This window comes from Pseudomonas sp. C6002, from assembly GCF_013385805.1.
Taxonomy (GTDB): Bacteria; Pseudomonadota; Gammaproteobacteria; order Pseudomonadales; family Pseudomonadaceae; genus Aquipseudomonas.
On sequence record NZ_JACAPH010000032.1, the window covers coordinates 175,720 to 186,874 of the forward strand.

11 protein-coding genes are annotated in these 11,155 nt (G+C 63.0%); all 11 read left to right on the plus strand.

Annotated features, from left to right (window positions below; all coding sequences use genetic code 11):
• The first annotated feature begins 85 nt into the window (after positions 1-85).
• Entirely contained in the window at positions 86-1,297 is a 1,212-nt protein-coding gene (locus HX817_RS24310; protein WP_102604700.1) for a PAS domain-containing sensor histidine kinase, read from the plus strand.
• Positions 1,298-1,303: 6 nt separating this feature from the next.
• The gene (locus HX817_RS24315) at positions 1,304-2,686 is read left to right on the plus strand and encodes a sigma-54 dependent transcriptional regulator (RefSeq protein WP_087694335.1); all 1,383 of its coding nucleotides are present in this window, start codon (positions 1,304-1,306) and stop codon (positions 2,684-2,686) included.
• Between the two features lie 129 nt (positions 2,687-2,815).
• A complete protein-coding gene (gene fliE, locus HX817_RS24320; RefSeq protein ID WP_003214581.1) occupies positions 2,816-3,148 on the plus strand; it encodes a flagellar hook-basal body complex protein FliE in 333 nt (110 codons plus the stop codon).
• Between the two features lie 14 nt (positions 3,149-3,162).
• Positions 3,163-4,938 (plus strand): flagellar basal-body MS-ring/collar protein FliF, encoded by a 1,776-nt coding sequence (gene fliF / locus HX817_RS24325; protein WP_008434839.1) that lies wholly within the window; start codon positions 3,163-3,165, stop codon positions 4,936-4,938.
• Positions 4,931-5,950 (plus strand): flagellar motor switch protein FliG, encoded by a 1,020-nt coding sequence (fliG, locus tag HX817_RS24330; protein ID WP_003214577.1) that lies wholly within the window; start codon positions 4,931-4,933, stop codon positions 5,948-5,950. The genes fliF and fliG overlap by 8 nt, the downstream gene beginning before the upstream one ends.
• A gap of 10 nt (positions 5,951-5,960) precedes the next feature.
• Positions 5,961-6,725: a flagellar assembly protein FliH gene (gene fliH / locus HX817_RS24335; protein WP_008434837.1), complete on the plus strand. Its 765-nt coding sequence runs from the start codon at positions 5,961-5,963 to the stop codon at positions 6,723-6,725.
• A complete protein-coding gene (gene fliI / locus HX817_RS24340; protein WP_087694334.1) occupies positions 6,715-8,073 on the plus strand; it encodes a flagellar protein export ATPase FliI in 1,359 nt (452 codons plus the stop codon). Before fliH ends, fliI begins: the two co-directional genes overlap by 11 nt.
• A 3-nt stretch (positions 8,074-8,076) precedes the next feature.
• Positions 8,077-8,526, plus strand: coding sequence for a flagellar export protein FliJ (gene fliJ, locus HX817_RS24345; protein WP_008434833.1), 450 nt, complete (start codon positions 8,077-8,079; stop codon positions 8,524-8,526).
• An 88-nt stretch (positions 8,527-8,614) separates the two neighbouring features.
• Positions 8,615-8,920 (plus strand): STAS domain-containing protein, encoded by a 306-nt coding sequence (locus tag HX817_RS24350; RefSeq protein WP_003214569.1) that lies wholly within the window; start codon positions 8,615-8,617, stop codon positions 8,918-8,920.
• On the plus strand, positions 8,917-10,635 hold the full coding sequence (locus HX817_RS24355) for a fused response regulator/phosphatase (RefSeq protein ID WP_177041428.1): 1,719 nt from the start codon (positions 8,917-8,919) through the stop codon (positions 10,633-10,635). The genes HX817_RS24350 and HX817_RS24355 overlap by 4 nt, the downstream gene beginning before the upstream one ends.
• 30 nt (positions 10,636-10,665) lie before the next feature.
• Positions 10,666-11,013, plus strand: a complete 348-nt coding sequence (locus HX817_RS24360) for an Hpt domain-containing protein (protein WP_003214564.1) — start codon at positions 10,666-10,668, stop codon at positions 11,011-11,013.
• The last annotated feature ends 142 nt before the right edge of the window (positions 11,014-11,155 follow it).

Consider the following 11,155-nt stretch of genomic DNA (forward strand, 5'->3'; position numbering starts at 1 on the left):
CTAAGCCTATTTTTTTAGGCACGGGTATTGCTACAGCACTCGCAACGTTCCGTTTAACTGACGGTCAGCCAAGCGAGAGAGCATGATGCCCCACGCCGCCCAACTATCTTCGGTCCCTGACACTCAGGGGCCGGCCCCCTCCGTAGAGCAGATCAGCCGCCTCGGGCTTGAACAGGCTTTTTCCCTGTTCAACCAGATGTCGAGCCAGTTGACTGACTCCTACAGCCTGCTGGAAGCCCGGGTTTCCGAGCTTAAGGGCGAGTTGGCCGTGGTCAGTGCCCAGCGCATGGAAGAGCTGGCCGAGAAAGAGCGACTGGCCAACCGTCTGCAAAACCTCCTCGACCTGTTGCCCGGTGGCGTGATCGTCATCGACGAGCAGGGCCGTGTGCGCGAAGCCAACCCGGCGGCCTGCAACATGCTTGGCCTGCCGCTGGAGGGCGAGCTGTGGCGTGAGGTCATCACCCGCTGCTTTGCCCCGCGGGAAGACGACGGCCACGAAATTTCCCTCAAGGATGGGCGCCGCCTGTCCATCGCCACGCGTTCCCTGGATGCCGAGCCCGGCCAGTTGGTGTTGCTCAACGACCTGACTGAAACCCGGCACCTGCAAGACCAGTTGGCCCGTCATGAGCGCCTGTCGTCTTTGGGGCGAATGGTCGCTTCCCTGGCCCACCAGATTCGTACGCCATTGTCGGCCGCGCTGATTTACGCCAGTCATTTGACTGATGAGCAATTGCCCGCCGCCACTCACCAGCGTTTTGCCGGGCGCCTCAAGGAGCGCCTGCACGAACTGGAGCATCAGGTGCGCGACATGCTGGTGTTTGCCCGCGGCGAATTGCCGCTGACCGATCGCGTCACCCCGGCCGCCTTGATGCAGTCCCTGCAAGCGGCGGCCGCCACTCATATCCAGGAAGCGTCAGTCCGTTGGCAGTGCGACAGCCATTACGGCGAGTTGCTGTGCAACCGCGACACCCTGGTGGGCGCGCTGCTCAACCTGATCGAAAACGCGACCCAGGCCAGCGGCCCCGGGGCGCGGCTCAAGGTGCACCTGTACAACCGTGGCGAGACCCTGCGCCTGAGCATCAGCGACAGCGGCAGCGGGATTGACCCGGCGGTGCTGCAGCGCCTCGGCGAGCCTTTTTTTACCACCAAGACCAACGGGACCGGCCTGGGCCTGACCGTGGTCAAGGCAGTCGCCCGTGCGCATCAGGGAGAATTGCAGCTGCATTCCCGGTTGGGTCGTGGCACGTGCGCGTTGATCACGCTGCCGCTGTTTTCATGCGCCGTCAGCGCGGAGTAAAAGGTCATGGCTATCAAGGTTTTATTGGTTGAAGACGATCGCGCCCTGCGTGAAGCATTGGCTGACACGCTGTTGCTGGCGGGCCATGACTATCGGGCGGTCGGTTCTGCCGAAGAAGCCCTGGACGCGGTGGAGCAGGAGTCCTTTAGCCTGGTGGTCAGCGACGTCAACATGCCGGGTATGGACGGACACCAGTTGCTCGGCCTGTTGCGTGCGCGCCAGCCGCAACTGCCGGTGCTGCTGATGACCGCCCACGGCGCCGTCGAGCGTGCCGTCGACGCCATGCGTCAGGGCGCTGCGGATTACCTGGTCAAGCCCTTCGAACCCAAAGCCTTGATCGAACTGGTCGCCCGGCATGCCCTTGGCACCCTGGGCGCTGCCGAGGGTGAAGGTCCGATTGCCTTCGAACCGGCCAGCGCGCAATTGCTGGAACTGGCGGCCCGTGTTGCCCGCAGCGACTCCACCGTATTGATCTCCGGCGAGTCCGGTACCGGCAAGGAAGTACTGGCGCGCTACATCCACCAGCAATCCCATCGTGCCAGCCAGCCGTTCATTGCGATCAACTGCGCGGCCATTCCCGACAACATGCTCGAAGCCACCTTGTTCGGCCATGAGAAGGGCTCGTTCACCGGCGCCATCGCGGCGCAGGCCGGCAAGTTCGAACAGGCTGACGGCGGCACCATCCTGCTCGACGAAATCTCCGAAATGCCCCTGGGCCTGCAAGCGAAGTTGCTGCGGGTGTTGCAGGAGCGCGAAGTGGAGCGGGTGGGCGCACGCAAGCCGATCCAGCTGGACATCCGTGTGGTCGCCACCACCAACCGCGACCTGGCGGGCGAAGTGGCGGCGGGGCGCTTCCGTGAGGACCTGTTCTACCGGCTCTCGGTGTTCCCGTTGGCCTGGCGCCCGTTGCGCGAGCGCCCGGCCGACATCATCCCGCTGGCCGAGCGCCTGCTGGGCAAGCACGTCAATAAAATGAAGCATGCCCAGGCGCGCCTGTCGGCCGAGGCCCAGGCCTGTCTGATCAGTTACCCTTGGCCCGGCAACGTGCGGGAACTGGACAATGCGATCCAGCGTGCGTTGATTTTGCAGCAGGGCGGCCTGATCCAGCCCCAGGATTTCTGCCTGGCCATGGGCGCGGGCGCAGCGCCGCAGCCGAGCCTGGCTGCCGCGCCACAGGTCGAAGCCGTGCCTGCCGAATCCGCCGGCGCCCTGGGTGACGACCTGCGTCGCCGGGAATTCCAGATGATCATCGACACCCTGCGCTCCGAGCGCGGGCGCCGCAAAGAAGCCGCCGAGCGCCTGGGCATCAGCCCGCGCACCCTGCGCTACAAGCTGGCGCAGATGCGTGACGCCGGGATGGACGTGGAAGCCTATCTCTACGCCACCTGAAAATTCTCAAAGCCGACAGGGCCAGTCGCCTTTTCTTACAGAATGCCACGGAGCTGGCACCCTTGTTGCTACCACCCCTGTAATCGCTGTGTAGTGTCAAAAAATTGCGGGTCGTCGGAGAGAAAGTTCATGAGCCAAGGTGTTGAGTTCAATCGGTTGATGTTGGATATGCGGTCCATGCAAATGGATGCCATGGCTCAACCGAAATCCGCCGCGCAAGCCGTACCGGAATTGGGCCAGAGCAGCTTTGCCGACATGCTCGGCCAGGCCATCAACAAAGTCAGCGACACCCAGCAGGCATCCAATCAGTTGGCGACCGCCTTCGAGATCGGCAAGAGCGGCGTGGACCTCACCGACGTGATGGTCGCCTCGCAAAAAGCCAGCGTTTCATTCCAGGCCTTGACCCAGGTGCGCAACAAACTGGTTCAAGCCTATCAAGACATCATGCAGATGCCGGTTTAAGGACGATTTGAGTCATGGCAGAAGCACTCGTGGATAACGCACCCGCCAAGGCAGACGGCAAGCCGCCGCTGTTTGGCCTGTCGTTCCTGGAAAACCTCTCCGAGATGACCATGTTGCGTCAAGTGGGCCTGATGGTCGGCCTGGCTGCCAGCGTGGCGATTGGTTTTGCCGTGGTGCTGTGGTCCCAGCAACCGGATTACCGTCCGTTGTACGGCAGCCTGGCCGGCATGGATTCCAAGCAAATCATGGAAACCCTGGCGGCGGCAGACATCAGCTACACCGTCGAACCGAATTCCGGCGCCCTGTTGGTCAAGGCCGACGATGTGGCCCGTGCGCGGATGAAACTGGCGGCTGCCGGCGTAACCCCGTCCGACGCGAATATCGGCTTTGAAATCCTCGACAAGGACCAGGGCCTGGGGACCAGCCAGTTCATGGAAGCCACCCGCTACCGTCGCGGCCTGGAAGGCGAACTGGCGCGCACCATCTCTGCCCTGAACAACGTCAAGGGCGCCCGCGTGCACCTGGCGATTCCGAAAAGCTCGGTGTTTGTGCGCGATGAACGCAAGCCCAGCGCCTCGGTCCTGGTCGAACTCTTTGCCGGCCGCTCCCTTGAGCCTGGCCAGGTATTGGCGATCATCAACCTGGTGGCCACCAGCGTTCCTGAATTGAGCAAGTCGCAGATCACCGTAGTCGACCAGAAGGGCAACCTGCTGTCGGACCTCGCGGAAAACTCTTCGCTGACCATGGCCGGCAAGCAGTTCGACTACAGCCGTCGCATGGAAAGCATGCTGACCCAGCGGGTGCACAACATCCTGCAACCGGTGTTGGGCAATGATCGCTACAAGGCTGAAGTGTCGGCCGACGTCGACTTCAGCGCCGTCGAATCGACCTCCGAGCAGTTCAATCCGGACCAGCCGGCCCTGCGCAGCGAGCAATCGACCACCGAACAACGTACCGCCAGCAATGGCCCGCAAGGCGTGCCGGGTGCCCTGAGCAACCAGCCACCCACCCCGGCCACTGCCCCGCAAACCACCGGTGGCGCTGCCGCTACCGCAGGCGCGGTGCAGCCTGGCCAGCCGCTGCTGGACGCCAACGGCCAGCAGATCATGGACCCGGCCACCGGCCAGCCCATGCTCGCGCCGTACCCGGCCGACAAGCGCAACCAGTCCACCAAGAACTTCGAGCTTGATCGTTCCATCAGCCACACCAAGCAGCAACAGGGTCGGATCAATCGCCTGTCGGTGTCGGTGGTGGTGGATGACCAGGTCAAGGTCAATGCCGCAGACGGCGCCATCACCCGCGCCCCATGGAGCGCCGATGAATTGGCGCGCTTCACTCGCCTGGTGCAGGACGCGGTGGGCTTCGATGCCAGCCGTGGCGACAGCGTCAGCGTGATCAACATGCCGTTCTCCGCCGAGCGTGGCGAAGTCATCGCCGAGGCAGCGTTCTATACTCAGCCGTGGTTCTGGGACATCGTCAAGCAAGTGCTGGGGGTGTTGTTCATCCTGTTGCTGGTGTTCGGCGTGCTGCGCCCGGTGCTCAACAACATCACCGGCCACGGCAAGAAGCAACTGGCCCTGGCCGGCGGCGACGTCGAGCTGGGTGGCATGGGCGGCCTCGATGGCGAACTGGCCAACGACCGCGTGAGCCTCGGTGGCCCGCAAAGCATTCTGTTGCCGAGCCCGAGCGAGGGTTATGACGCTCAGTTGAACGCAATCAAGAGCCTGGTGGCCGAAGACCCGGGTCGTGTGGCCCAGGTCGTGAAAGAGTGGATTAACGCAGATGAGTGATAGCCGAGCTGCAGTAGCCAAACTCTCCCGGGTCGACAAAGCCGCCGTGCTGTTGCTGTCCCTCGGAGAAACCGACGCCGCCCAAGTGCTGCGCCACATGGGGCCCAAAGAGGTTCAGCGTGTCGGCGTGGCCATGGCGCAAATGCGCAATGTGCACCGCGAGCAAGTCGAGCAGGTGATGAGCGAGTTCGTCGAGATCGTCGGCGACCAGACCAGCCTGGGCGTCGGCTCCGACAGCTACATTCGCAAGATGCTCACCTCGGCCCTGGGCGAAGACAAGGCCAACGGCCTGATCGACCGCATCCTGCTGGGTGGCAACACCAGCGGCCTCGACAGCCTGAAGTGGATGGAACCGCGGGCCGTGGCCGATGTGATCCGCTACGAACACCCGCAGATCCAGGCGATCGTGGTGGCGTATCTCGACCCCGACCAGGCCGGTGAAGTGCTCGGCCACTTCGACCATAAGGTGCGCCTGGATATCATCCTGCGCGTCTCGTCGTTGAACACCGTGCAGCCGGCGGCGCTGAAAGAACTGAACACGATTCTCGAGAAGCAGTTCTCGGGCAATTCCAACGCTTCGCGCACCACCCTGGGCGGCATCAAGCGTGCGGCCGACATCATGAACTTCCTCGACAGCTCGGTGGAAGGCCAGCTGATGGACTCGATCCGCGAGATCGACGACAGCCTGTCGGTGCAGATCGAAGACCTCATGTTCGTGTTCAACAACCTCTCCGACGTCGACGACCGTGGCATCCAGGCGTTGCTGCGGGAAGTGTCCTCCGACGTGCTGGTGCTGGCGCTCAAGGGCTCGGACGAAGGCGTCAAGGAAAAGATCTTCAAGAACATGTCCAAGCGGGCTTCCGAACTGTTGCGCGACGACCTCGAGGCCAAGGGCCCGGTGCGCGTCAGCGACGTGGAAACTGCACAGAAGGAAATCCTCACCATTGCCCGCCGTATGGCCGAAGCCGGAGAAATCGTTCTCGGTGGGAAGGGCGGCGAAGAAATGATTTAAGGCGCCGCGCATGTCGAACAAAGATGAGACGCCCAGCGATCTGATTCGCGCACGGGACGTCGGAGGGTTCGACGTCTGGTCGCTGCCCAGTTTCGACCCGCATCGCCCGGAGCCTGAGCCGGAGCCGGTAGAAGAACCCCCGGCCGAGATGGAAGAAGTGCCGCTGGAGGAAGTCCAGCCACTGACCCTGGAAGAGCTCGAAAGCATTCGCCAGGAAGCCTACAACGAAGGTTTCTCCACCGGCGAGAAGGACGGTTTTCGCAGCACCACCCTCAAGGTCCGCCAGGAAGCCGAGGCCGCGCTGAGCGTCAAGCTGGCCAGCCTGGAAACCCTGATGGGCAGCCTGTTCGAGCCCATCGCCGAGCAGGACTCGCAGATTGAAAAAGCCATGGTCGGGCTGGTGGAGCACATCACCCGCCAGGTGATTCAGCGCGAATTGGCCCTGGACTCCACGCAAATCGAAAGCGTGATGCGCGAAGCCCTCAAGCTGCTGCCCCTGGGCGTCGGCAACGTGCGGCTGTACATCAACCCGCAGGATTTCGAACAGGTCAAAGCCCTGCGCGAGCGCCATGAAGAAACCTGGCGCATCGTCGAAGACGCCGCGCTGCTGCCCGGTGGTTGCCGGGTCGAGACCGAGCACAGCCGCATCGATGCGACGGTGGAGACGCGCATCACGCAGATCATGGCCAAGCTGTTCGATCAGTTGCACGAGCAGGCGCTGCACCCGGCAGAGCCGGACTTGAGCGTCGAGCTGGACACCCCCGATGCGCCTTGACCGCACCAGCTTCGCCAAGCGCCTGGGTGGCTATGCCGAAGTCACCGAGTTGCCCGGCCAGCCGATCCTGGAGGGCCGCCTGCTGCGCATGGTCGGCCTGACCCTGGAAGCCGAAGGCCTGCGCGCCGCCATGGGCAGCCGCTGCATGGTGATCAACGACGACAGCTACCACCCGGTGCAGGTCGAAGCCGAAGTGATGGGGTTCTCCGGCAGCAAAGTATTCCTGATGCCCGTCGGCAGCGTTGCCGGCATTGCCCCCGGCGCTCGCGTGGTGCCGCTGGCCGACACCGGCCGCCTGCCGATGGGCATGAGCATGCTCGGCCGCGTGCTGGATGGCGCCGGGCGCGCCCTCGACGGCAAGGGCGGTATGAAGGCCGAAGACTGGGTGCCGATGGACGGCCCGACCATCAACCCGCTCAAGCGCAACCCCATCAGCGTGCCGCTGGACGTGGGCATTCGCAGCATCAACGGTTTATTGACGGTGGGCCGCGGCCAGCGCCTGGGCCTGTTTGCCGGTACCGGCGTGGGTAAGTCGGTGTTGCTGGGGATGATGACGCGCTTTACCGAGGCCGACATCATCGTGGTCGGGCTGATCGGCGAGCGGGGCCGGGAGGTGAAGGAATTCATCGAGCACAGCCTCGGCGAAGAAGGCCTCAAGCGTTCGGTCGTGGTGGCCTCACCGGCGGATGACGCGCCGCTGATGCGCCTGCGCGCCGCGATGTACTGCACGCGCATCGCCGAATATTTTCGCGACAAGGGCAAGAACGTCCTGCTGCTGATGGACTCCCTGACCCGTTTCGCCCAGGCCCAGCGGGAAATCGCCCTGGCCATCGGCGAGCCGCCGGCCACCAAGGGCTATCCGCCGTCAGTGTTCGCCAAGCTGCCCAAGCTGGTGGAGCGTGCCGGTAACGCCGAAGCCGGTGGTGGTTCGATCACTGCGTTCTACACCGTACTCTCCGAGGGCGATGACCAGCAGGACCCGATTGCCGACTCGGCGCGGGGCGTGCTCGACGGGCACATCGTGCTGTCCCGGCGCCTGGCCGAAGAAGGGCACTACCCGGCCATCGACATCGAAGCCTCCATCAGCCGGGTGATGCCGTCGGTGGTCACCCCGGAGCACATGATGCGCGCGCAGCAGTTCAAGCAACTGTGGTCGCGTTATCAACAGAGCCGCGACCTGATCAGCGTCGGCGCCTATGTGGCCGGCGGCGATCGCGAGACCGACCTGGCGATTGCCCTGCAACCGCAACTGGTGACGTACCTGCGCCAGGGCCTCAACGACAAGATCAGCATGGGTGAGAGCGAAGCACACCTGGGCACCATCTTCGCGCCGGCGCCGGGCGGATAAACCATGGCCAACACTCGCGCCGCGCGCCTTGCCCCGGTAGTGGACATGGCCGAAAAAGCTGAAAAGACCGCCGTCCAGCGCCTGGGGTACTTCCAGGGCCAGGTTCGCCTGGCGGAAAGCAAGCTGGGGGACCTGGAGCGCTTTCGCGGCGAGTATCAGCAGCAGTGGATCGAGCGTGGCAGCAAGGGCGTCTCCGGGCAGTGGCTGATGGGCTACCAGGGCTTTCTCAACCAGTTGGAAACCGCCGTCGGCCAGCAGCGCCAGAGCCTGGCCTGGCACCAGGCCAACGTCGACAAGGCCCGCGACAGCTGGCAACAGGCCTATGCCCGGGTCGAAGGCCTGCGCAAACTGGTGCAGCGCTACATCGACGAAGCCCGTGCACTGGAAGACAAGCGCGAGCAGAAATTGCTGGATGAATTGTCCCAGCGTCTTCCCCGCCAAAACCCCTATTAACCACGCCCTCGCCGCCACATGGATTTGCCCACTTCCCCATCACCTGCTACACCTTGTTGCACATTGCCAATGACAAGGAAGCAGTCGTATGTCAGTCGAATCAGAAGTGTCCCTGGACGGGACGAAGTTGACGATCACCGTCAGGGGGCGATTCGATTTCGGTAGCCACCAGGCCTTTCGTGATGCCTACGAGCGGTTCTACAAGGTGCCCGAGATCTACGTGGTGGACTTGAAGGAAACCACCTACATGGACAGCTCGGCCCTGGGCATGCTCCTGCTGTTGCGTGACCATGCCGGAGGCGACAATGCCGAAGTGCAGGTGGTCAACGCCAACTCCGATGTGCGCAAGATCCTGGCCATTTCCAACTTCGACAAACTGTTCGACCTCACTTGAGCGTCCTGGCCCCGGTCCTCGAGGCGCTGACGGTGTTGATCGCCGAAGACAGCGCCGCCGACCTGTTGTTGCTGTCGACCATCGTGCGCCGCCAAGGCCACCAGGTGCTGACCGCCAGCAACGGCCAGGAAGCGGTCGATGTGTTTACCCGTGAACGGCCGCAGTTGGTGTTGATGGACGCCCTGATGCCGGTGATGGACGGCTTCGAGGCGGCCCGCCAGATCAAGCAACTGGCGGGGGAGGCGCTGGTGCCGATCATCTTCCTCACCTCCCTGCGCGAGAGCGAAGCCCTGGCCCAGTGCCTGGATGCCGGCGGCGACGACTTCCTGGCCAAACCCTATAACCAGGTGATCCTGGCGGCAAAGATCAATGCCATGGATCGCCTGCGTCGCTTGCAGGCCACGGTGTTGCAGCAACGCGACCTGATCGCCCGGCACCACGACTACCTGCTGCAGGAGCAGCGAGTGGCCAAGGCGGTGTTCGACAAGGTGGCCCACTCGGGCTGCATCAACGCCGCGCCGAATATTCGTTATGTGCAGTCGCCCTACGCGCTGTTCAACGGCGATTTGCTGTTGGCCGCCTACACGCCGTCGGGCGATATGCATGTGCTGCTGGGGGACTTTACCGGCCACGGTTTACCGGCGGCGGTCGGCGCCATGCCCCTGGCGGAAGTGTTCTACGGCATGACTGCCAAGGGCTACGGATTGGCACAAACCCTGCGGGAGATGAACGCCAAGCTCAAGCGCATCCTGCCGGTGGACATGTTCTGTTGTGCCACCTTGCTGTGCCTCAGCGCCCAGCGACGGGTGGTAGAGGTGTGGAACGGCGGCATGCCCGACGGCTACGTGCATGACGTCACCACCGGCAAGCGCACGCCGCTGGTGTCGCGGCATTTGCCATTGGGCGTGCTGGCGGCCGATGCGTTTGATGACCGCACTGAAGTCTGGCCGATGGCGCTGGGTGACCGGGTGTTTTTGCTGTCGGATGGTGTGCTGGATACCGCCGATGCCCATGAACAGTTGTTTGGCGCCGAGCGGTTGCAGCAGGTGTTTGCGGCCAATCGCGAGCCGGACCGGTTGTTCGAGGAGATCGAACAGGCCCTGGCGGGTTTTCGCGGTGAGGTGCGCGATGACATCAGCATGGTGGAGATCAGCCTGCAGGCGGATGAGCCGTTGCGTTCGTCGTCGGTGGTGTATTCCGACAGTGGGCAGTCGTCGCCGCTGGATTGGTCGGTAAGTTTTGAGTTTCGTGCCGAGACGCTCAAGTCCTACAACCCTTTGCCGTATTTGTTGCAGTTGCTGTTGGAGATTCATGGGCTGCGGGAGCAGAGCGGGGCGTTGTACAGCGTGATGGCAGAGTTGTATTCCAATGCGCTTGAACATGGTGTGCTGGGGCTGGATTCGCGGCTCAAGCGGGATGCACAGGGGTTTGCTGCGTATTACCGCGAGCGTAATGAGCGGCTGGCGCGGTTGGATAGCGGGTATGTGCGGGTGCACCTGGATGTGGTGCCGACCGGGGAGGGGGGGTGTCTGACGCTGCGGATCGAGGACAGTGGGGCCGGGTTTGATGTGGATAAGGTGCTGGCCAGGCCGCTGGATGTTGACCGTCTGTCTGGTAGGGGATTGAGCCTGGTGCGCCAGTTGAGCAGCGATGTAGGCTGGTCTGACGGCGGGCGGTGTGTGTGCGTGGAGTTTTCATGGAAGGCTCTGGCATAATCCGCCGATTCTTGATCAAGGAGCGAACAAGTGGCAGAGATTCATCTGGACCCCGATGTGCTGACTGGCTTGCAGGAGGTCATGGAGGGCGAGTATCCGAAGCTGCTCGACACTTTTCTCGATGACTCGCAAAAGCGGGTAGAGGCGTTGCGCCGGGCTCGGGATGATGCCAAGGCGCTTGGGCGGATTGCGCATAGCTTCAAGGGGAGTAGCGGTAATCTTGGGGCGGTGCGGTTGGCTGAGCTTTGTCAGTTGCTCGAGGATAAGTCCGCCAAGCCTGTGGTTGCGGATTTGGCGCAGTTGGTGGATGAGATTGACCATGAATTCGCGCTGGTGCGGCCGTTGTATGAGCATGAGCGGGGGCGGTTTCAGCTCTGACGCTTTTGTGTGTATATCCGTTTCTTCGGTAACGGCGGCTTATGGTTTCGCTCTTGCAGCGAGTCACTTTGCAAAAGCGGCACAGTAACCAAAGCGCTCTGCCCCATCAAAAACCAGAGCGAAAGCAGAGCTGCTTTTCTGT